The organism is Nocardioides endophyticus (assembly GCF_039543845.1).
GTDB lineage: Bacteria > Actinomycetota > Actinomycetes > Propionibacteriales > Nocardioidaceae > Nocardioides > Nocardioides endophyticus.
The window spans coordinates 394,617-414,422 of the sequence record NZ_BAABKN010000019.1 but is presented as its reverse complement, the minus strand read 5'-3'; the positions used below and the strand labels follow the sequence as shown (position 1 = coordinate 414,422).

Below are 19,806 nucleotides of genomic sequence, written 5' to 3'. Positions count from 1 at the left end.
TCTGCATGGACGCCTTCACCACCCCGCTGCTCACCGGCACGTCGACCGGTGCGATCCTCCTCCTCGCCGCTCTGGGCCTGACCCTGACGTTCGGCCAGATGGGTGTCATCAACATGGCCCACGGCGAGTTCCTGATGGCCGGTGCCTACACGACGTACCTCACCCAACAGGTCGTCACCAACACCGACGTCTCGATCCTCCTCGCGATTCCGGTGGCCTTCGTGGTGGCCGGGCTCCTGGGTGTGGCTCTCGAGGGCGGGATCATCCAGTGGATGTACAAACGTCCGCTCGACACCCTGCTGGTGACGGTCGGTGTCAGCATGGTGCTCCAGCAGCTCGCCAAGGACTTGTTCGGGGCGCAGGGCGACCCGGTCCACGAGCCCAGCTGGCTGGACGGGAGCATCGACGTCTTCGGCTACAACTGGCCGTACACGCGGATCTTCACCATCGTCCTCGCCCTGATCGCGCTCGCGGGATTGTCGGCGCTGCTGCGCTACACATCCTTCGGCCGGCAGATCCGGGCCACGGTCCAAAACCGCGACCTCGCCGAGACCATGGGGATCTCGACGCGTCGGGTGGACCGGATCACCTTCTTCGTGGGTTCGGGGCTGGCGGGCATCGGCGGCGTCGCGATCTCGCTCTCGTCCGGGACCAACCCGACCCTGGGCAGTACCTACATCATCCCGGCATTCCTGGTCGTCGTCGCCGGCGGGCTCGGCCAGCTGAAGGGCACCGTGATCGCCGCCTTCCTGATCGGCGTGCTGACGGCCTACCTGACCGACTGGTTCAGCGGCAGCATCGCGCAGGTCATCACGTTCGCGCTGATCGTGGTCTTCCTGCAGATTCGCCCCCAGGGCCTCTTCACCGTGCGCACGAGGGGGCTGGCATGAGCGGGAAGCAGCGTACGGCGGGGACGGCCGCCTTGTTCCGCACCTGGGGCGGATTGGCCGGCATCGCCCTCCTGGCCCTCGCCCTGCTCCTGGTCGCGCCGGCCGCCCTCAGCGACTTCCGGCTGGGCAACCTCGGGAAGTACTGCTGCTGGGCGATCGCCGCCGTCGGCATCGGTCTGGCGTGGGGTCGAGGCGGGATGCTGGTGCTGGGGCAGGGAGTCTTCTTCGGCCTCGGCGGCTACGCGATGGCGATGCACCTCAAGCTGTCGGCCGCCGGTCCCGGCAACGTCCCGGACTTCATGGCGCTCTACGGCGACGGCACGATGCCGGTCTGGTGGGAGCCGTTCCGGAGCGGGGCCTTCACCCTGCTCGTGATCGTGCTCCTCCCGGCCGCAGTGGCCGCCGTACTGGGGTTCGCGATCTTCAAGCGCCGCGTCCGGGGTTCCTACTTCGCGATCCTCAATCAGGCCCTCGCCGTCGCCTTCGCCACGCTCCTGGTCGCGACGATCAACGAGACCGGCGGCTTCAACGGCCTGAACAGCTTCTCGACGTTCTTCGGGTACAACCTCTACGACCCGGTGAACAAGCGGATGCTCTACATGATCGTGGCCGCTCTGCTGATCGCCTGCCTGGTCATTGTCTGGCACCTCAACCGCAGCCGCTTCGGGGAGCTCCTCGTCGCCACGCGTGACGCCGAGGAACGGGTCCGGTTCCTGGGCTATGACCCGGCCAACATCAAGCTGGTGGCCTACGTGGTCGCCGCGATCATGGCGAGCATCGGCGGCGCCATGTTCGCCCCGATCGCGGGCATCATCTCGCCCTCGGACGTCGGCGCATCCGCCTCGATCATGCTGATCGCCGGAGTCGCGCTGGGTGGACGGGCCTCGCTCCTGGGGCCTGCGCTCGGCGCGCTCGCCGTCGGCTACGGCCAGTCGGCGCTCTCGGAGTCGTTCCCGAACCAGTGGACCTACTTCCAGGGTGCGCTCTTCATCGTGGTGATCCTCTTCCTCCCCGCGGGACTCGCCTCGGTGCTGCCCAGGCTATGGGCCGCCATCCCGCAACGCGGCGTGGCCCGGAAGGAGGGATCGGCATGACGACCCGAGGCATGGACTACCTGGAGGTCCAGGGACTGATCGTCGACTTCGACGGCTTCAAGGCGGTCGACGACGTCGATCTCACCCTGATCGAGGGCGAGCTGCACTTCCTGATCGGGCCCAACGGCGCCGGCAAGACCACCTTGGTCGACGCACTCACGGGCCTGGTCCGAGGCGGCGGCCTGGCCAGGTACGACGGCCACGACCTGCTCGCGATGAAGTCGCACCAGATCGTGCGGGTCGGCGTGGGGCGGACCTTCCAGACCGCCACCGTGTTCGAGCACCTCAGCGTGCTGCAGAACCTCGACATCGCCGGCGGCGTGCACCGCAGTGCGTGGCGCCTGGCGCTGCCTCGGCGTGGCGTCACGGAGTCTGTCGAGCAAGCGCTCGACACCATCGGCCTGAGCGAGCTGCGCCACCGGCCGGCCGGGGTGCTGGCGCACGGTCAGAAGCAATGGCTCGAGATCGGGATGCTGCTGGTGCAGGACGCCAAGGTGATGCTCCTCGACGAGCCGGTGGCCGGGATGAGTGCCGAGGAACGCGAGGAGACAGGTGCACTGCTCAAACGGATCGGCGCGGAGCGGACCATCGTCGTCATCGAGCACGACATGGAGTTCGTCCGCCAGTTCGCGGACAAGGTGACCGTCATGCACGCGGGCAAGGTGCTCACGTCCGGCACGGTCGTCGAGATCCAGGCCGATGCGCGGGTCCAGGAGGTCTACCTGGGCCGTACGGCTGATGCGGTGAACGCCGACCCCGTCGCGGTCGCTGCCGAGGCAGCTGGAGAGGAAGCCTGATGCTGGAGCTCAGAGGGGTCAGCGTCGGCTACGGCCGCACCACCGTCGTGCACGACGTCGATCTGGTCGTGTCACCCGGTGCATCGGTAGCGGTGATGGGTCACAACGGGGCCGGGAAGACGACTCTGCTGCGCGCAGCCGTCGGTCTGCTGCCCGTGAAGCACGGGACCATCCTTCTCGACGGAGTCGACGTCACCAAGACGCGGCCCAACCAGCGAGTACGCCGCGGACTCGGCTACGTGCCGCAGGGTCAGCTCTGCTTCCCCCAACTGACCACCATGGAGAACCTGCAGCTGGTCGCGGACCGGCGGCCCAGCGGCCGGCGCCTGATCGACGACGTGCTCGACACCTTCCCTGCCCTCCGGGGGCTGCTGAGCCGAAGGGCCGGGCTGCTCTCCGGTGGGCAGCGGCAGCAGCTGGCGATCGCCCGCACGCTGCTCACCGAACCCCGGATGCTCATCCTCGACGAGCCCACCGAGGGCATCCAGCCCAACGTGGTGGCCGACATCGAGGCCGTGATCAGCGGACTCACCGCGCGTGGTGACCTCTCGGTGCTCCTCGTGGAGCAGCACGTCGGCTTCGCGCTCCGGGTGACCGACCGCTACTACGTCCTGGAGTCGGGTCGCGTCACGTCGAGCGGCGACGGCGGGCCGGACGCGGTCGGGGACGTCCGTGCGGCGATGGCGGTCTGACGCGTGCACCTGACACCGAGCGACACCGAGAAGCTGCTTCTCGCCGTTGCCGGGATGGTCGCTCGCGACCGTCTCGCGCGCGGCGTGCGGCTCAACTACCCCGAGTCCGTCGCGCTGTTGAGCACCTGGGTTGTCGAACAGGCTCGCGATGGCGTCACTGTCGCCGAGCTGATGACCGCCGGCCGCGACGTGCTGCGCCGCGACCAGGTGATGGCCGGTGTCTCCGAGATGCTCTCCGACGTGCAGGTCGAGGCGACCTTCCCCGACGGGCGCAAGCTCGTCACCATCCACCACCCGATCGCCTGAGGAGGAGCCACGTGTCCAGCTCGAGCACCGGTCCCGGCGCCATCCGCGTCGCCGACGGGATCGTCGAGATCAACGCCGACCGTCGTCCGGAGGAGCGTGGCTCGCTGGTGATCCTGAACACCGGCGACCGGCCCGTCCAGATCGGTTCCCACATCCATCTGCCGGACGTGAACAGCTCCCTGGAGTTCGACCGTGAGCGGGCGGCCGGGTTCCGGCTCGACATCCCCTCCGGCACCTCCCGACGCTTCGAGCCCGGGGCCTCTCGCGAGGTGGCGGTCGTCGCGCTCCGGGGCCGACGGGTCGTGCCCGGCCTGCAGGTGCGGCAGAGCCAGGTGCGCGCCGATGGCTGAGCTCACGCGCGCGGCGTACGCCGCCCTGTACGGACCGACGGTCGGTGACCAGGTCCGACTGGGCGACACCGACCTATGGATCGAGGTCGAGCGAGACCTCACCTTCGGGGGCGAGGAGGCAGTCTTCGGCGGCGGCAAGTCGATCCGCGAGTCGATGGCCCAGGGCACCACCACCCGGGCCGAAGGCGCCCTGGACACGGTGATCACGAACGCCCTGGTGCTCGACCACTGGGGCGTCGTGCGGGCCGACGTCGGTATCCGGGACGGCCGCATCGTCGCGCTCGGACGGGCCGGCAACCCGGACATCGCCGACGGTGTGCACCCCGCGCTGCTCATCGGGCCGTCGACCGACGTCATCTCCGGTGAGGGCAAGATCCTCACCGCCGGCGCGATCGACATCCACGTCCACCTGCTCTCGCGATCGCAGCTGGTCGAGGCCCTGGCGACCGGCATCACCACCGTCGGTGGGGGCGGCATCGGGCCCTCCGAGGGCTCGAAGGCGACGACGGTGACGCCCGGTGCGTGGCACCTGGGCGTGGTCCACCGAGCCCTGGACTCCCTTCCGCTCAACGTGATCCTCTTCGGGAAGGGCAACACGGTCAGCGCCCCGGGACTGGCCGAGCAGGCGCTCGCCGGCGCCGGGGCGTACAAGGTGCACGAGGACTGGGGCTCCACGCCCGCCGCCATCGACGCGGCGCTCCGTGCGGCCGACGAGCACGGACTGCAGGTGGCGCTGCACTCCGACAGCCTCAACGAGGCCGGCTACCTGGAGTCCACGGTCAACGCGATCCGTGGTCGGTCCATCCACGCGTTCCACGCGGAGGGGGCTGGCGGCGGGCATGCACCGGACATCCTCGAGATCGCCGGGCTCGCGCACGTCATCCCGGGCTCGACCAACCCCACCCTCCCCCACACCGTCAACACCGTGGCAGAGCACCTCGACATGCTGATGGTCTGCCACCACCTCAACCCACGGGTGCCCGAGGACCTCGCCTTCGCCGAGTCCCGGATCCGCGCGACGACGATTGCCGCCGAGGACGTGCTGCACGACCGCGGCGCGCTGTCGATCACGTCCTCCGACTCGCAGGCGATGGGGCGGATCGGTGAAGTGATCTGCCGGACGTGGCAGGTGGCGCACGTGATGAAGCAGCGGTACGGCTCACTCGGGGGACGAGCGGACAACGTGCGTGCTCGCCGGTACGTCGCGAAGTACACCATCAACCCCGCCATCGCCCACGGCATCGCGCACGAGGTCGGCTCCGTCGAGCCCGGCAAGCTCGCCGACCTGGTGCTGTGGGACCCGCGCTTCTTCGGCATCCGGCCCGCGGTCGTCATCAAGGGCGGCGCCTTGGTCTGGGGCGCGCTCGGCGACCCCAACGCCTCGATCCCGACTCCGCAGCCCGTTCTCATGCGGCACACCCTGATCGACCCGGCGGACGGCACCGGCGCCGACCACGCCGTCACCTTCGTCTCGCCCGCGGCCATCGCCGACGGACTGGGCGAGCGGCTTGGCCTGCGGCGCCGGCTGGCGCCGCTCTCGCCCACACGGGACATCGGCAAGGCCGACATGATCAACAACGATGCCCTCCCCGACATCCAGGTCGACCCCGAGACCTTCGCGATCACCATCGACGGCGAGCTCGTCGAACCTGCCCCGGCGACCGAGCTCCCGCTCGCCCAGCTGTACTCGATGTTCTGAGCCGGCCGTGCCGCATCCCGAGCTCCTCCTCATGCTGCTGGCCGACGCGCGCCTCCCGGTCGCCGGCCACACGCAGTCGGCCCAGCTCGAGCCTGCGGTGGCTCAGGGCCTCGCGGCGCGGGACGTCCCGGGGTACCTCCGAGCCAGGCTCCAGACGGTCGCGCGGGTCGAGGCGAGTACGGCTGTCGTCGCCCGGCACCACCTCGTGCGCGGACTGGCCACGGCCCCCGTGGAGGCGGCCTGGGCCGCCCGGACGCCGAGTGCCGCGATGCGCACGACGTCGCGTACCCAGGCTCGCGCCTTCCTTCGTCTCGCCCACCGGCTCTGGCCCGGTGATGCCGCCCTCGCCGCCCTGGCCGGGATCGAGCATCCCTCTCGCAGTGTGGCCATCGCTGCGGCTGGAGCGGCCGCGGGCCTCGACGCGGTCTCCCTGGCACGCCTGGTCGGGTACGACGACGTCCAGACGGTGTGCGCCGCGGCACTCAAGCTGATGCCCCTCGATCCCTACGACGTGACCAGTTGGGCGCACTCCGCGTTGCCCGCCGTCGAGGAGCTCGCCCGGATGGTCGCACCGCTCACCGCGCCCGACGAGATCCCCGCCACCGGAGCACCACAGATCGAGGCGTGGGCCGAGGACCACGCCGCCACCACCAGGAGGTTGTTCAGTGCCTGAGACCACCCATCCCGACCGCGCGCTACGGCTCGGCGTCTGCGGGCCCGTCGGCACAGGGAAGAGCTCTCTCATCGCCCTGCTGTGCCGCGAGCTCGCCTCGTCGCTCCGTCTCGCGGTCATCACCAACGACATCTACACCGACGAGGACGCCCGCTTCCTGCGTTCGGCCGGAGTCCTGGACCCCGAGCGCATCCGGGCGGTCGAGACCGGTGCGTGCCCCCACACGGCCATCCGCGACGACATCAGCGCGAACCTCCTCGCCGTCGAGATGCTCGAGGAGGACTTCGCACCGCTCGACCTCATCCTGATCGAGTCCGGGGGCGACAACCTGACGGCGACCTTCTCGCCGGCGCTGGTCGACACCCAGATCTTCGTGCTCGACGTCGCCGGTGGGGGCGACGTGGCCCGCAAGGGCGGGCCCGGCATCGAGCGCGCGGACCTCCTCGTGGTCAACAAGACCGACCTGGCGCCGTACGTCGGCGTCGACCGCGACCGGATGGTCGCGGATGCCCGCCTCGCCCGCGCCGACGGGGCCGTCGTCGCCCTTTCGCGCACCGACCCGGAGTCTGTCGCCGCGCTGGTCGCGTGGGTGCTCGGCGAGCTGGCGCGGCACCGCAGCGGTCACCTCGTCCCGGTCGATCCGGGGCCGATGGCAGCGCACGTCCATGCTCACGACCACCCCCATCCGCATGAGCACGCTCACGCCTGACCGGCGGACGACCGCGCCGACCGGCCCGCAGCTGACGACGATCTCCGTCAGGCGCACCGAGGACGAGGGCGCCGTCCGGGTCGGGCTCGGTGCGAGCGGTGGTCCCGGCCGCCCTGTCATCCGTCCGATGCTGCTCGCCGTCGACGAACGTCGCGCCCGGGTGGCCCTGGTGCCGGACGGTGCCCTGCTGCTCGCCGACGATGCCGTCGCGATCCACATCGACGTGGGTCCGGGAGCGGGCCTCGAGCTGATCGAGCCCGCCGGCACGGTGGCCTACGACATGCGCGGGGGGCGGGCCACGTGGGACGTCGACGTCCGGCTCGGGCAGGGCGCCACCCTGACCTGGGCGGGAGAGCCGTTCGTGGTCGCGGCAGGGGCGCTCGTCCGGCGTACGACGACGGTCCAGGTCGCCGACGGGGCCACACTCGCGCTGCGGGAGACACTGGTGCTCGGGCGCTCCGGTGAACCTGCCGGCCAGGTGCGGCAGCGGACGGCCGCTGTCGACGAGCACGGAGATCCGTTGCTGGTCGAGGAGCTGGCGTTGGATGCCGACCGAGCAGTGATGCTGCTCGGGGGCAAGCGGGTCGTCGACACGGTCATGGTCCTGGGCGCCAGGGTCCCAGAGCTTGCGGGGACCCTGGGCTGTCACCGGTTCGACCTCGAGCGGAGCGGCACCGTGCTGCGCCGGTTGGCCGATGAGGCGCATCGAGGTCTCGCCGACGCGCACTGGGCGGCCGCCGTCGACACCATCGCTCGATGATGCACCCGATGACGGCGTGCTCAGGTGGTGCGGGAGATCTGCTCCTGGACCTCGAACTCCAGCCCCTGGGCGGCCGCCAGGTAGACGTTCTGGTCCAACAGGTTCCCGTCGAGCCGCACCAGACCCCGAGGTCCGTCGTAGAACTGCCCGGACTGCATCCCAGCGGCCGCCGCGACGTCGATCCCGCCGCTGACGCGGGCCAGCCGCGCCAGGAAGAGAATCGCCTCGTAGCACGACTCGCCCACGGCGTTCAGCGCCGGCGCCCACTGGCCGAAGCGTTCGTAGTAGCCGCGAGCGAGCTCGGAGCTCTCGGCGGTCCCCATGCCGTCGAAGTACGCCGCGGCGGCGTACAGGCCGGTGTGGGCACCGGCCCCGCCAGCCAGCAGTGTGTTCTCCTCGACAGCTGGACTGAGCCGGTTGAGCGCGGAGTCGAGGCCAAGCCTGGCGAACTGGCGGTTGAAGTGCACCGCGTCCTGGCCCATCAGCAGCATGATCACGCCGTCGACCTGGCGGGGGTCGAGCGCCTCGAGTACGGGGCGGAAGTTCGTCGTCCCGAGCGGGACGTAGGTCTCGCTGACGACCTGCGAGCCCGTGCCGTCGAGGGCCAGTCGAGCGGTCGCACCGGTGACCCGCGGGAAGACGTAGTCGTTGCCGACGACGGCCCACCGTCCAACCCCCAGCTGCTCGCGCATCCAGTGCGCCGCCGGGAGGAGCTGGTTGATCGGACGCTCCCCCAGCATGAAGACACCGGGGGTGTCGTCGCGCCCTTCGTGCATCGCGGCGTAGGAGTAGACCACCTGGCCGCCGACCCTGCGCGTGATCGCCTGCCGCACGGCCGAGATGTGCCACCCGGCGATCGCGTCGACCCGACCGGCGTCGACCAGTGCGCCCACCTCGTCGGCCACGATCTCGGCGTCTCGACCCGAGTCGATGACCACGAGCTCGACCTGTCGACCGAGGATGCCGTCGCCGGCGTTCAGCTGCTCGGCAGCGAGCTGCCCGCACGCCAGGCAGGACGGGCCGTAGAGGCCGGTGGGACCTTGCAGGGGCACGACGAAAGCGATCGGGAGCACGTCTCGCTCCCGACGTCCCGCTTTGACTGCCCTCGGATCCACTGGACCTCCGGTGTGCGGTGGTGCCGGACCGGCCTCAGGTGCCCGTTCGTGCTTCGGTGATGGCCTAGGATAAGAGCGTCGCCGCCGGTTCCGCTGAGGGATTCGCAGGGGTGAGACGAACCCCACTGCCGGGAGGAGGCGGGATGACGGAGAGCACCGGCGACCTGGCTGCCCACGACGGCCTCCGTCCCGCGTCGGACGTACCCAGCCTGGCGTTGCTGCTCACCCAGGCCGAGCGCTCCCTGCGCCGCCAGCTCGACCCACCGCTAGCGGAGGCCGGTCTGACCTTTGAGCACTGGCGGATCATGACCGTCCTGCTGGCTCGGCCCGGAGCCCGGATGTCCGCCATCGCCGACGAGGCCGTGCTGCCCGCTGCGACGCTGACCCGGCACATGGACCACCTGGTCGAGCGCGCGATGGTCGTGCGACGCATCGATCCCGGCGACAAGCGGCGGGTCGTCGCTGCCCTCTCGCCCATGGGAGAGGAGCTCGCCCTGCGGCTGCGCGCCGTCGAACGGGTCGTCGAGGCTGCGATCGCACAGGGCCTCGGCTCCGCCCGGTTCGCGACACTCGGGCACGAGCTCAGCCTGATCCCGCACCTGTTCGACTGACTCCCGGCCCGTGGCAGGATGCCGCTGTGACCGAACCCTCTGCGGGACGACTGATGCTGCTCGACAGCGCCTCGATGTACTTCCGGGCATTCTTCGGGGTTCCGGAGATCAAGGCACCGGACGGCACGCCGGTCAACGCCGTGCGCGGGTTCCTCGACTTCATCTCGCGGCTGGTGGGTGACTACCGGCCCACCGACCTGGTCTGCTGCTGGGACAACGACTGGCGCCCGCAGTGGCGCGTCGACCTGCTGCCGTCGTACAAGGCGCACCGGGTGGTGGCCGAGAGGAGCGGCGCTCCCGACATCGAGGAGGTGCCGGACCCGCTCGAGGTGCAGGTGCCGATCATCCTCGAGGTCCTGGAGGCCTTCGGGCTCTGCGTGGTCGGCGCCGACGGCTACGAGGCGGACGACGTCATCGGCAGTTTCGCGAGCCAGGCCCGCCAGCCGGTGGACATCGTCACCGGCGACCGGGACCTCTTCCAGCTCGTCGACGACGAGGCCGGCGTGCGCGTGCTCTACATCGCGCGCGGCGTCGGCAAGCACGAGCGGGTCACCAACGACTGGGTCCGCGCGAAGTACGCCATCGACGCCCGGCAGTACGCCGACTTCGCCACCCTGCGCGGTGACGCCTCCGACGGCCTTCCCGGTGTGCCCGGCGTCGGCGACAAGACGGCCGCGACGCTGCTCCAGCGGTTCGGCGACATCGACGGGATCATCGCCGCAGCTGCCGATCCCGACGGCGACATGGGTCCCGGCCCACGCGGCAAGATCAAGGCGGCCGCCGACTACCTCGCCGTCGCGCCCCAGGTGGTCGCCGTGGCGCGCGACATCGACCTCGACTCCCCCGCCACCCGGCTGCCGCCCGAGCCGGTCGACCTGCGTCGCGTTGCCGAGCTCGGCGAGAAGTGGGGCATCGAGAGCCCGGTGCAGCGCCTCACCGAGGCGCTCGTCTCGCTCTGACCCGTACGGTGGCCGCATGAGCCGTATTGCGATCGTCGGTGGCCACGGTCAGATAGCCCGCCACCTCATCCACGACCTGCGCCGGTCCGACCACGACCCGGTCGCGCTGGTCCGCAAGGAGGAGTACCGCGCCGAGCTCGAGGGCAAGGGTGCAGAAGTCCGGCTGCTCGACATCGAGCGGCAGGACGCGGCGGCGTTTGCAGCGGCGTTCGCGGGCTGCGAGGCAGTCGTGTTCACCGCCGGCGGCGGCCCCGACGGCAACGCCGAGCGCAAGCGGACGGTCGACCTGGAGGGATCGCTCAAGTCGATCGAGGGCGCTCGGATGGCGGGGATCTCCCGCTTCGTGCAGGTCTCCGCGAGCGGCATGGACGACCCGCTGCCGGCCCACACCGGTGCGGTGTGGCGGGCCTACGTCGAGGCCAAGCGCGATGCCGACATCGCGCTCCGCGCCAGCGACCTGGACTGGACGATCATCCGGCCCGGCATCCTCACCGACGACCCCGCCACCGGTCTGGTCAGCCTGGCGGCGGAGCTCCCGAAGGCAGACGTCACCCGGGCCGATGTCGCCGCGGTCCTCGCCGGGGTCCTCGACTCGCGGCGCAGCATCGGGCGGCAGTGGGACCTGATGGGCGGCGACACGCCGGTCGCCGAGGCGATCGCCTCCGCCAGCTGACATCGCGACCATCGGTTGGTGACCAAACGGTGCACACGACGCCGTCGGCTACTCCTCGTCGTCGGTGAGGCTGTCGTAGGCGACGACCCCTCGGCGCAGGGCTCTGACCACCTGCCGCGCGGTCTCCCGCAGCGGGCTGTTGCCGGCGGCGCCGGCGACCTGGCCGGCGAGGTCGATGAGCTGCTTCATCCAGCGCACGAAGTCCCCCGCCGCGAGGTCGCTGGCCCTGAGCACATCGTCGAGGTCGTCGCCCTCCGCCCAGCGGTAGGCGACCCACGCGAAGCCGAGATCCGGCGCCCGCAGGAAGTCGAGCTTGTGATCGCGCTCGAGGGCGTCGAGCGTGCCCCAGAGCCTCACCATCTCGCCGATGACCTCGCGCACGGCGCCGCCCGGCAGCCGGGGTGAGGAGGCATCGTCGGGCCGTCGGGCCTCGAAGACGAGCACCGACAGCGCCGCGGCCAGCTCCGACGGAGACAGGTCGTCCCAGAGACCCAGGCGGATGGACTCCGCGGCCACCAGGTCCATGTCGGAGTAGAGCCGCATCAGGTGCCGGCCCCGGTCGGTGATCGTGTCGCCCTCGACGTAGTCCAACGCGGTCAGCACGTCGCAGACCCGGTCGAACTGGCGCGCCACCGTGTTGGTGCGCTGCTCCACGCGGCGGCGCAGGGTCTGCGCGTCCCGGTCGAGCTTGTAGTAGCGCTCAGCCCAGCGAGCGTGGTCCTCGCGGTCGGGGCAGTCGTGGCACGGGTGCGCGCGCAGCTCGTCTCGCAGCCGGCCGATCTCGTCGTCGGCGTGGGTGCGCGTCTGGTCGCGTCCGCGCTGCTTGGTCAGTCGCGGCGGCGCGAGGTCGTGCGTCTTCGACTTGAGCGCCGATGCGAGGTCGCGGCGCATCTGCGGGTTGCGGCCGTTGAAGTTCTTCGGGATCCGGACCTTCCCCATCGCCTCCACGGGCGCCGGGAAGTCGATCATCGCGAGCCGCCGGGCCTGGCGGTCGGACGTCACGACGTACGGCCGCGGCCCCTCGGGTGACCAGCCAGGGTCCACCACCACGGCCCAGCCGGCGAACTTCCCGGTCGGCACCATGATCACGTCGCCGGGCTTCAGGTCCTTCAGGGAAGCCGCGGACTCTTCGCGCAGGTCGGCCTTGCGCGCTTTGCTGGCGCCCTTCTCGGCGTCGCTGATCCGCTGGCGCAGGCCGGCGTACGCCATGAAGTCGCCCCGGTCGCACGCGGCGGCCTCCCGGTAGCCCTCCAGAGCCTCCTCCGCCTTGCGCAGCTGCCGGGCCAGCCCGACGACTGCCTTGTCGGCCTGGAACTGCGCGAACGACTGCTCCAGCAGCTCGCGCGACTTGGTCCGGCCGAACTGGTGCACGAGGTTGACGGCCATGTTGTACGACGGGCGGAAGGACGAGCGCAGCGGGTACGTGCGGGTGGAGGCGAGTCCGGCCAGCTCTCGCGGGTTCATCCCGGGCTGCCAGAGCACGACGCCGTGACCTTCGACGTCCAGGCCGCGGCGCCCGGCCCGTCCGGTGAGCTGGGTGTACTCCCCCGGCGTGATCGCCGCGTGCGTCTCGCCGTTCCACTTGTCGAGCTTCTCGATGACGACGGTGCGGGCGGGCATGTTGATGCCCAGCGCGAGGGTCTCCGTCGCGAAGACCACCTTGCACAGCCCGCGGACGTAGAGCTCCTCCACGCACTGCTTGAACGCCGGCAGCATGCCGGCGTGGTGGGCGGCGATGCCGCGGGTCAGCCCGTCGAGGAAGTCGTGGTAGCCGAGCACCTGCAGGTCATCGGGAGGGAGGTGCCGGCAGGACTCCTCGACGAACGCGAAGATCTCGTCGCGCTCCTCCGGTTTCGTCAAGCGGATGCCGGCGTTGAGGCACTGGGTGACGGCGGCGTCACACCCCACGCGGCTGAAGACGAAGACGATCGCCGGCAGCAGGCCCTCTCGGTCCAACCGATCGATGACGTCGACCCGGCTCGGGATCCAGACCCGGCGGCCGTTGCCGACGTTGCGCTGCCCGGTCTTCTTGGCCCCTCGCGGCGTACGCCGGTCCTTGATGCGGGTGCTGGCCCAGTCGTCGCGGGCGACCTTGAGCAGCTCGTCGTTGACCGGAGCGCCCTCCTTGACGAAGCCGGCGGCCGCGTCGACGTCCGAGGACGCGAACAGGTCGAGGAGGCGCTTGCCGACCATCACGTGCTGGTAGAGCGGGACCGGCCGGCGCTCCTCGACGATGACCGTGGTGTCGCCCCGGACGGTGGCGAGCCACTCGCCGAACTCCTCCGCGTTGGAGACCGTCGCGGAGAGCGACACCAGGGCGACGGACTCCGGGAGGTGGATGATCACCTCTTCCCAGACCGCCCCGCGCGCCCGGTCGGCGAGGTAGTGCACCTCGTCCATGACGACGAACCCGAGGCCGAGCAGGGTGCGGGAGCCGGCGTACAGCATGTTGCGGAGCACCTCGGTCGTCATCACGACGACGGGTGCCTCGCCGTTGACGACGTTGTCCCCGGTCAGGAGGCCGACCTTGTCGGCGCCGTAGCGGGCGACCAGGTCGGCGTACTTCTGGTTCGAGAGCGCCTTGATCGGCGTGGTGAAGAAGGCCTTGCGGCCGGTCTCGAGCGCCAGGTGGACGGCGAACTCGCCCACGATCGTCTTGCCGGACCCGGTCGGCGCGGCGACCAGGACGCTGCGGCCCTCCTCGATGGCCTCGCAGCCTCGGTACTGGAAGTCGTCGAGCGGGAAGTCGTAGAGGCCGGCGAAGTCCTTCAGGACCGGATGCAGCTTCTTCTTACGGTACGACGAGTACCGCTCGGACGGCGAGAGTTCCTGGTCGTCCGCGGTGCTCATGACACCCAGCCTAGGGCCGAGGTGAAGCCGCTCAGTGCAGGACGGTCAGCGCGCCAGGCGCGCACTCGACCGTGAGCGGCAGCGGGCCGAAACGCTCGCCGTCGGCGTACGAGACGATCCCGGGCGCCGCGACGGTGACGGACCGCACGCGGTGGTGCTCGTAGGCCGGGTGCGTGGTGTGGGTTCCCTTGAAGAGCTTCGGGTAGGTGCGCACGAGCGCGCGCTTGCTCATCGGCTTGATGATGACCACGTCGAGCAGTCCGTCGTCGAGCACCGCGCCCTCGGTGATCCGCAGGCCGCCGCCGAACGACGGGCCGTTGCCGATCGAGACCATCATCGCGTCGAGCGAGGCCGTCTCGCCGTCCAGGTCGAGGGTGTACGGGAGGGGGTTGAACGTGCGCAGCTCGGCGAGGGTGGCGATGTTGTAGCGCATCTGTCCCTTCGGCCAGGTCATCTTGTTGGCGCGCTCGTTGACGACAGCGTCGAACCCGGCGCACATCACAGTCGTGAAGTACTGCGACCCGCTGCGGGCCAGATCGACGGTCCGGGCGCGGCCGGCCAGGACCCGCTCGGTGGCGGCCCGGGGGTCCTTGCGGGGCAGGTCGAAGTAGCGGGCCACGTCGTTGCCGGTGCCGGCCGGGATGATCCCCAGCCTGGTCGCGGTGCCGGCGACGGCCTGCACCGCGATGTGGACCATGCCGTCCCCGCCTGCGACGACGAGCGTCTCCACGCCGTCGGCGACGCACTGCCGGGCGATGTCGAGCGCCTCGTCGGCGTCCCGGCCGGCCAGGCTGCGCGGGCTCATCCCCGCCTCCTTGAACCGGGCAAGGGCCGCGTCGCGCGCCTTCGCCCCGCGCCCCTTGCCGGACGTCGGGTTGGTCAGGAGGACGGTCTCGCCCGGGCTGCCGGTCACGGGCGAACAGTAGCCATCGAGACCCGCCGTGTGGTCACCAACCGCAGATCTGAGGCCGGAAATCTGCGGTTGGTGACCAATCCGCAGGTGCGAGAGCGGCCTAGCGGCCAGAGTCGCCGATCCGGAGCTGGACGGTGTAGCGGTCCGCCGAGGCACCTACCGCCCGCGCCAGCCGCGCGAACGCGTCCAGGACCAGGTCGGCGGTGAAGAACGTGCCCGGCACGGCCAGGGCCAGCCGACCCTCACGGCGGACCAGGTGGACCTCGCCGTTGCGCCACGCCTGGTGGGCGCGCCGGCGTACGCCGTCAGGTGCGATCGGGACCGGGTACGCCTCATCGACCCCGAGCAGGTCGCACGCGAGCGTCTCCTGGCCCTCCGCATGCAGGTCACCGGGTACGGCGTACCCGGTGCGCAGACCAGCGCGCGCCGACCAGGTCACCTCCGCGACGCCCAGCCACTCCGGGAGGTCGAAGGGGTCGACCGGGCCTAGATCGTCGGGCAGAGCGTCGTCGGTCACAGCGGCGACGCCTCGTCGGGCGAGAGACCTGCGTTCGGTGCACGCTCGGCCTTGCGGCGGTCGTGGACGCGCGCGATGACCTCGGAGATCCCGTACAGCACCACCATCGGCACCGCCATGATCGTCATCGTGAACGGGTCCGTGGACGGCGTCGCGATGGCCGCGAACACGAAGATGCCGACGATGATCCACGGCCGGTACTGGGCGAGGGTCTTGCCCTTGACCACCCCGGCGCGGTTGAGCATCACCACGAAGACGGGGATCTCGAACGCGAGCCCGAAGACCAGCAGGGTCCTGGTGAAGAACTGGAGGTACTCATTGAAGTCGACGAGGTTCGTGATGCCGTCCGGGTTGAGCCCAATCAGGACCTCGAGGCCCTTCGGCAGGGTCACGAAGCCAAGCACGACTCCGATGAGGAAGAGCGGCGCCGCGATCGCGACGAAGATCTGGGTCCAGCGCTTCTCACTCGGGTGCAGCCCCGGCATGATGAAGGCCCAGATCTGGTAGAGCCAGACCGGGCAGGTGACCAGCACGGCGGTGAACCCGCACAGCTTGAGGTACAGCATCAGGCCGCCGCCGGGGCCGCTGGTCGTAGCAAGGCTAGAACCTTTGGGCAGCGACTCCTTTGCCGTCGCGTACGGCGCGTAGACGAAGTCGTACAGCCGGTCGAAGAAGAACAACGACACCACGAAGACGACCAGGAACGTGACCGCGACCTTCAGGACGCGCGAGCGGAGCTCTCGGAAGTGGTCCGAGAGCGCCATCCGGCCGTCCTCCCCCACGGGGTGGACGGGCTTGCCGGAAAAGAGCCGAAAGATACCTCGTAGCGCCACGGGCGTGCGGGGCGTCCCGGGTCAGCCGTTGTTCTTGTCGGCCTGGCGGTCCTCGGCCTGCGGCTGCTCGGGGGTCGTCGGCGGCAGCTCGACCGGCGGCGGAGCGACGGGCGGCGTCGTCGTGTCCTTGACGTCGTCCTCGTCGTCGTCACGCAGGCCCTTGGTCTCGGCCTTGAAGATGCGCAGCGCCTGGCCAGTCCCGCGGGCCAGATCAGGCAGCTTGGCGGCGCCGAAGACGAGCACCACGATTGCCAGGATGACGAGCCACTCGGCTCCCTGGGGCATTCCGATCATGGGGTTGAGCATCGTGACCTCATCTGTTGGTTGCTGGCGTCGGCAATAGTACGCCGGTCAGTTGTAGAGCCGGAGGGCGTCCTCGGCTGCGGCGGCGAACGACTCGGCGTACGCCGTCGGGGCGAGTACGCGCGCGTGCGGCGCGAGCCGCAGCAGCAGCCGCTGGAGCCACCGCTCGTTGGCCACCACCAGATCCACCTCGAGCCGGCCGCCGCGGCGCCGGCGTACTGCCTGGACGGGGTAGTACTCGACGACCCACCGGGCCGCCGGGTCGAGCTCGAGAGTCGCCACGATCGACTCGGGCGAGCTCTCGAAGAAGCCCTCCTTGCCCAGGTCGCGCGGGGGTTCGGGCTCGGTCTGGATCTCGCTGTCGAGGACCACTGCCTCGGCGATCCGGTCCAGCCGGAACAGCCGCGGCGCCTCGGCGCTGTGGCACCAGGCGTCCAGGTAGGTGAAGCCGTGGGCAGTGACGATGCCGCGCGGGTCGACGATCCGCTCGGACTGCTCGTCGCGCGACGGCACGTAGTAGCTCAGGCGCACCTGCCGGTGCCTGGCGGTGGCCTGGCGCAGCTCCGCCTCGAGACGCACCAGGTCGGGTCCGCCGGCCGTGTCGCCGGGGTCGATCTGGGCGACCGCGGAGCCGTGGGCCGCCGCCGCTTCGAGCTTGCCGAGCGCCCGGTCGACGATCTCCCGGGTCTCCTCGGCGGCGCTGCCCCGCAGCGCACGCAGGGCGACGATGATCGCCGTGGCCTCGGTGGGCGTCAGCCGAAGCGGACGCGCCAGGTAGTCGGCGTTGGTCACCCGGATGACGCCGTCACCGCCCGGCTCCTCGAGCGCCTCGAGGTCGACGTCGATGAGGTCGTCGGGGTAGCCACCCGGCAGTCCGCACATCAGCAGCACGTTGAGGTCCGCGAGCACCTGCTCGGCGGGTACGCCGAGCGCGGCCGCGGCATCCTCCAACCGCACCGCGCCGCGGGCATGCAGGAACGGCACCAGCGTCAGCAGCCGGGCCACCTGGTCCTTGGCGCCGGCCGGCTGAACGCTCACGACGCCACCTCGACACCGTCGACGACGGCCCGCAGACGGTCGACGACCTCGGCGCGCAGCTCGGCGGGCGACTCGACGTACACCGCCGAACCGTAGCCGAGCAGCTCGTCGGCGACCCCCTGGCTGCCACGGCTGATCCGGACCCGGTCCCATGCGGTGCGGGTGTCGGGACCGGGGACGTCGGCCTCGATCGCCACCGCGTCGGTCCGCAGCGCGATGCCGGCGTCGCGACGGACCAAGACGACCGCCTCCCCTGTCGACGGCGCCGGCGCGAGCCGGACGGCGGTGGCCCGGACGTCGGTGCCGGGCGGTACGTCGTACGAGCCGGGTGTGCCGGTACGACGGGCCTCGCCCTCGACCCGCGAGAGCCGGAAGACCCGCTCCTGACCGCGGTCGGTGTCGAGGCCGACGACGTACCAGCGACCCGAGTAGCGCACGACGCCCCACGGCTGCAGATGGCGAGTGGTGGTGCGCGGCGCTCCGGGGCGGCGGTAGTCGAACTCGACGGCGCTCCGCTCCTGGGTGGCCTCCCAGAAGACGTCGAACGACGGCTCGTCGGCCGAGAGCCGAGGCTCGGCGATGTCCAGCGCGGACTCGTCGACCTCGACACCGAGGGCCGTCAGCTTGCGGACCGCATCCGTGGTTGCGTCGGCAAGACGAGCATGCTGCCAGACCCGCGTGGCCAGACCGATGACCGCGGCCTCGTCGGGCGTCAGCGCGATGTCGGGCAGGGAAAGCCGGTCCGCGCGGACCCGGTAACCGGGCTCGTCGTCGAAGTAGGCGTCCATGTTGCCGACCTCGATGGGTACGCCGAGGCTGCGCAGCTCTTCCTTGTCGCGCTCGAACATCTTCTCGAAGGCCTCGGTGGAGGCATCCGGGTACAGGAACTCGCGGATCCGGTCCTTGCTGACGTAGTGCCGCTGGACCAGCAGCATGATCAGCAGGTTCAGCAGGCGCTCGCTCTTCCGGCCTGTCGTGCTGCTCATGCTGCTGATCCTTCCCGATGGATCAGGATGCAGCCAGGATGTCGACCACGAAGTACAGCGTGTCGGTGCCCTTGATGCCCGCCTGCGAGTTGCCCTTCTTGCCGTAGCCGTCGGCCGGCGGAATCGCGAGGATCATCCGGCTGCCGACCGTCGCACCGACCAGGGTCTTGTCCCAGCCGGGCACGACCTGGCCCACGCCGATCGCGAAGGAGGCCGGCTCGCCGCTGTAGCTCTCGTCGAACGGCTTCTTGCCGTCGTACACCTGGCCGAGGTAGTTGACCGTGATGTTCTGGCCCTTCTTGACCTTGTCGCCCGACCCCTCGATCAGCGCGGCCGAGCGGAGCTTGCCGTTGGGCTTCGGCGTCCCGCTGAAGTCGAGACCGGTCACCTTGTCAGCGTCGGTGACCAGGCCCGGCGCCCACGACGGCGCCTTCTGCTCCTTGCCGTCCGGACCGTCGAGCACGGTGGTGACGCTCATCAGGTCGACGATCATGAGGACCGTGTCCTTGTTGCCGATGCCCATCTGGGGGTTGCCACTCTCGCCGAACGCATCGGCGGCGGTGGCCGTGACGGCGACCCGCGAGCCGATCGTCTGCCCGAGGATGGCGTCCTTGAAGACGGGGTTGAGCTCGGCGCTGGCCGGAATGGACTCCGGCTTGCCCCCCTTGTCGTACGTGCTGTAGGCCTGCTTCTGGGTGGCGCCGTTGCCGATCCAGATGTTGGCGGAGACCTGGTCCCCCTCGGCCACCTTGTCGCCGTCACCCTCGGTGACGACAGTGGTCTCGGTCTTGCTGACGTCGAGCTTGCCGTCCCACTTCACCTTCGGTGCCTCACCGACGTCACCGGTGATGGTGATGCCGTGGAGCGCGTCGGACGAGCTCGAGTCGTCCCCGTCGGAGCCGCTGTCGGAACCGCAGGCCACCAGGGTGGTGCCCAGCACGAGCGGGAGGAGCAGGACCGGGAGGCGTCGGAGACGTCGTGACACAGGATCAACCTTCGGTTCGGGTACAGGACTCGATGCGTGACCGACACGATGTG

At 70.4% G+C, this 19,806-nt stretch carries 22 protein-coding genes; 13 read left to right on the top strand and 9 right to left on the bottom strand.

The window, feature by feature from the left end; genetic code table 11:
• The first annotated feature begins 5 nt into the window (after positions 1–5).
• Genes urtB through ABEA33_RS16565 form a run of 10 tightly spaced genes read left to right on the top strand, consistent with a single transcriptional unit; the run spans position 6 to position 7,970 of the window.
• Positions 6–890 (top strand): urea ABC transporter permease subunit UrtB, encoded by an 885-nt coding sequence (urtB, locus tag ABEA33_RS16610; protein ID WP_345527964.1) that lies wholly within the window; start codon positions 6–8, stop codon positions 888–890.
• Entirely contained in the window at positions 887–1,984 is a 1,098-nt protein-coding gene (gene urtC, locus ABEA33_RS16605; RefSeq protein WP_345527962.1) for an urea ABC transporter permease subunit UrtC, read from the top strand. Before urtB ends, urtC begins: the two co-directional genes overlap by 4 nt.
• Positions 1,981–2,781 carry an urea ABC transporter ATP-binding protein UrtD gene (gene urtD / locus ABEA33_RS16600; protein ID WP_345527961.1) on the top strand — a complete coding sequence of 267 codons (801 nt, stop codon included), beginning with the start codon at positions 1,981–1,983 and terminating at the stop codon, positions 2,779–2,781. Before urtC ends, urtD begins: the two co-directional genes overlap by 4 nt.
• Positions 2,781–3,473, top strand: coding sequence for an urea ABC transporter ATP-binding subunit UrtE (gene urtE / locus ABEA33_RS16595; RefSeq protein ID WP_345527960.1), 693 nt, complete (start codon positions 2,781–2,783; stop codon positions 3,471–3,473). The genes urtD and urtE overlap by 1 nt, the downstream gene beginning before the upstream one ends.
• Before the next feature lie 3 nt (positions 3,474–3,476).
• The gene (locus ABEA33_RS16590) at positions 3,477–3,779 is read left to right on the top strand and encodes an urease subunit gamma (protein ID WP_345527958.1); all 303 of its coding nucleotides are present in this window, start codon (positions 3,477–3,479) and stop codon (positions 3,777–3,779) included.
• Positions 3,780–3,790: 11 nt separating this feature from the next.
• Positions 3,791–4,129: an urease subunit beta gene (gene ureB, locus ABEA33_RS16585; protein WP_345527957.1), complete on the top strand. Its 339-nt coding sequence runs from the start codon at positions 3,791–3,793 to the stop codon at positions 4,127–4,129.
• On the top strand, positions 4,122–5,828 hold the full coding sequence (locus ABEA33_RS16580) for an urease subunit alpha (RefSeq protein WP_345527956.1): 1,707 nt from the start codon (positions 4,122–4,124) through the stop codon (positions 5,826–5,828). Before ureB ends, ABEA33_RS16580 begins: the two co-directional genes overlap by 8 nt.
• 7 nt (positions 5,829–5,835) lie before the next feature.
• On the top strand, positions 5,836–6,501 hold the full coding sequence (locus ABEA33_RS16575; protein ID WP_345527954.1) for an urease accessory protein UreF: 666 nt from the start codon (positions 5,836–5,838) through the stop codon (positions 6,499–6,501).
• Entirely contained in the window at positions 6,494–7,210 is a 717-nt protein-coding gene (ureG, locus tag ABEA33_RS16570; protein ID WP_345527953.1) for an urease accessory protein UreG, read from the top strand. The genes ABEA33_RS16575 and ureG overlap by 8 nt, the downstream gene beginning before the upstream one ends.
• A complete protein-coding gene (locus ABEA33_RS16565; RefSeq protein ID WP_345527952.1) occupies positions 7,191–7,970 on the top strand; it encodes an urease accessory protein UreD in 780 nt (259 codons plus the stop codon). The genes ureG and ABEA33_RS16565 overlap by 20 nt, the downstream gene beginning before the upstream one ends.
• A gap of 20 nt (positions 7,971–7,990) precedes the next feature.
• On the opposite strand, the gene ABEA33_RS16560 is transcribed toward ABEA33_RS16565, so the two are convergent.
• Positions 7,991–9,043: a substrate-binding domain-containing protein gene (locus ABEA33_RS16560; RefSeq protein ID WP_345527951.1), complete on the bottom strand. Its 1,053-nt coding sequence runs from the start codon at positions 9,041–9,043 to the stop codon at positions 7,991–7,993.
• Between the two features lie 185 nt (positions 9,044–9,228).
• Between ABEA33_RS16560 and ABEA33_RS16555 the strand changes: the two genes are divergently transcribed.
• Genes ABEA33_RS16555 through ABEA33_RS16545 form a run of 3 tightly spaced genes read left to right on the top strand, consistent with a single transcriptional unit; the run spans position 9,229 to position 11,328 of the window.
• On the top strand, positions 9,229–9,696 hold the full coding sequence (locus tag ABEA33_RS16555) for a MarR family winged helix-turn-helix transcriptional regulator (RefSeq protein WP_345527950.1): 468 nt from the start codon (positions 9,229–9,231) through the stop codon (positions 9,694–9,696).
• 53 nt (positions 9,697–9,749) lie between these two features.
• On the top strand, positions 9,750–10,655 hold the full coding sequence (locus ABEA33_RS16550) for a 5'-3' exonuclease (RefSeq protein WP_425577441.1): 906 nt from the start codon (positions 9,750–9,752) through the stop codon (positions 10,653–10,655).
• Between the two features lie 16 nt (positions 10,656–10,671).
• Positions 10,672–11,328 (top strand): SDR family oxidoreductase, encoded by a 657-nt coding sequence (locus ABEA33_RS16545; RefSeq protein ID WP_345527948.1) that lies wholly within the window; start codon positions 10,672–10,674, stop codon positions 11,326–11,328.
• 48 nt (positions 11,329–11,376) lie between these two features.
• Here the strand turns inward: ABEA33_RS16545 and ABEA33_RS16540 are convergent, their stop codons facing one another.
• The 8 genes from ABEA33_RS16540 to ABEA33_RS16505 all read right to left on the bottom strand — a co-directional run bounded on the left by ABEA33_RS16540 (position 11,377) and on the right by ABEA33_RS16505 (position 19,753).
• A complete protein-coding gene (locus ABEA33_RS16540; RefSeq protein WP_345527947.1) occupies positions 11,377–14,178 on the bottom strand; it encodes a DEAD/DEAH box helicase in 2,802 nt (933 codons plus the stop codon).
• Between the two features lie 31 nt (positions 14,179–14,209).
• Positions 14,210–15,091 carry a diacylglycerol kinase gene (locus tag ABEA33_RS16535; protein ID WP_345527945.1) on the bottom strand — a complete coding sequence of 294 codons (882 nt, stop codon included), beginning with the start codon at positions 15,089–15,091 and terminating at the stop codon, positions 14,210–14,212.
• A 100-nt stretch (positions 15,092–15,191) separates the two neighbouring features.
• Positions 15,192–15,608: a hypothetical protein gene (locus ABEA33_RS16530; protein WP_345527943.1), complete on the bottom strand. Its 417-nt coding sequence runs from the start codon at positions 15,606–15,608 to the stop codon at positions 15,192–15,194.
• Positions 15,605–16,372, bottom strand: a complete 768-nt coding sequence (gene tatC / locus ABEA33_RS16525) for a twin-arginine translocase subunit TatC (RefSeq protein WP_345527942.1) — start codon at positions 16,370–16,372, stop codon at positions 15,605–15,607. Before tatC ends, ABEA33_RS16530 begins: the two co-directional genes overlap by 4 nt.
• Positions 16,373–16,462: 90 nt before the next feature.
• Complete coding sequence (tatA, locus tag ABEA33_RS16520; protein WP_345527940.1) at positions 16,463–16,735, bottom strand: twin-arginine translocase TatA/TatE family subunit; 273 nt, start codon at positions 16,733–16,735, stop codon at positions 16,463–16,465.
• Between the two features lie 57 nt (positions 16,736–16,792).
• Positions 16,793–17,782, bottom strand: coding sequence for a helix-turn-helix transcriptional regulator (locus tag ABEA33_RS16515; RefSeq protein ID WP_345527938.1), 990 nt, complete (start codon positions 17,780–17,782; stop codon positions 16,793–16,795).
• On the bottom strand, positions 17,779–18,768 hold the full coding sequence (locus ABEA33_RS16510; protein WP_345527937.1) for a helix-turn-helix transcriptional regulator: 990 nt from the start codon (positions 18,766–18,768) through the stop codon (positions 17,779–17,781). The genes ABEA33_RS16515 and ABEA33_RS16510 overlap by 4 nt, the downstream gene beginning before the upstream one ends.
• 22 nt (positions 18,769–18,790) lie before the next feature.
• Entirely contained in the window at positions 18,791–19,753 is a 963-nt protein-coding gene (locus tag ABEA33_RS16505; protein ID WP_345527936.1) for an FKBP-type peptidyl-prolyl cis-trans isomerase, read from the bottom strand.
• Positions 19,754–19,806: the final 53 nt, after the last annotated feature.

Bases quoted from the DNA above. Each gene is read 5' to 3' on its own strand.
- urtB (WP_345527964.1), top strand. From the start codon at position 6: ATGGACGCCTTCACCACCCCGCTGCTCACCGGCACGTCGACCGGTGCG.
- urtC (WP_345527962.1), top strand. From the start codon at position 887: ATGAGCGGGAAGCAGCGTACGGCGGGGACGGCCGCCTTGTTCCGCACC.
- urtD (WP_345527961.1), top strand. From the start codon at position 1,981: ATGACGACCCGAGGCATGGACTACCTGGAGGTCCAGGGACTGATCGTC.
- urtE (WP_345527960.1), top strand. From the start codon at position 2,781: ATGCTGGAGCTCAGAGGGGTCAGCGTCGGCTACGGCCGCACCACCGTC.
- ABEA33_RS16580 (WP_345527956.1), top strand. From the start codon at position 4,122: ATGGCTGAGCTCACGCGCGCGGCGTACGCCGCCCTGTACGGACCGACG.
- ABEA33_RS16565 (WP_345527952.1), top strand. From the start codon at position 7,191: ATGAGCACGCTCACGCCTGACCGGCGGACGACCGCGCCGACCGGCCCG.
- ABEA33_RS16555 (WP_345527950.1), top strand. From the start codon at position 9,229: ATGACGGAGAGCACCGGCGACCTGGCTGCCCACGACGGCCTCCGTCCC.
- ABEA33_RS16550 (WP_425577441.1), top strand. From the start codon at position 9,750: ATGCTGCTCGACAGCGCCTCGATGTACTTCCGGGCATTCTTCGGGGTT.
- ABEA33_RS16545 (WP_345527948.1), top strand. From the start codon at position 10,672: ATGAGCCGTATTGCGATCGTCGGTGGCCACGGTCAGATAGCCCGCCAC.
- ABEA33_RS16540 (WP_345527947.1), bottom strand. From the start codon at position 14,178: ATGAGCACCGCGGACGACCAGGAACTCTCGCCGTCCGAGCGGTACTCG.
- tatC (WP_345527942.1), bottom strand. From the start codon at position 16,372: ATGGCGCTCTCGGACCACTTCCGAGAGCTCCGCTCGCGCGTCCTGAAG.
- tatA (WP_345527940.1), bottom strand. From the start codon at position 16,735: ATGATCGGAATGCCCCAGGGAGCCGAGTGGCTCGTCATCCTGGCAATC.
- ABEA33_RS16510 (WP_345527937.1), bottom strand. From the start codon at position 18,768: ATGAGCAGCACGACAGGCCGGAAGAGCGAGCGCCTGCTGAACCTGCTG.